Genomic DNA, 206 nt, shown 5'->3' on the forward strand with positions numbered 1-206 from the left:
ACCGCCATATGTACCTTGCTGCCTTTCTTGCGTTTGTATCCGTCGTAGCCTGCGCGTGCGCCGCTTTCGCACGTCGACTGCAGCGTACGGCCATCGAGGATGACCGCGCTGGGTTGACCACGGCGGTCCTGGGCGACCCGGATGATCGAACGCAAATCGCTCACCATGGCCTCGAAGCAGCCCGCCTGAATCCAGCGTTGCGTCTG

1 pseudogene is annotated in these 206 nt (G+C 62.6%); it reads right to left on the reverse strand.

Going from position 1 to position 206, the window contains the following annotated elements:
* Positions 1–206 (reverse strand): annotated as a pseudogene (locus AB3X94_RS42430) (IS5/IS1182 family transposase); the annotation flags it as partial.

The organism is Paraburkholderia sp. BR10923 (assembly GCF_040948765.1).
GTDB classification, from domain to species: Bacteria; Pseudomonadota; Gammaproteobacteria; order Burkholderiales; family Burkholderiaceae; genus Paraburkholderia; species Paraburkholderia youngii.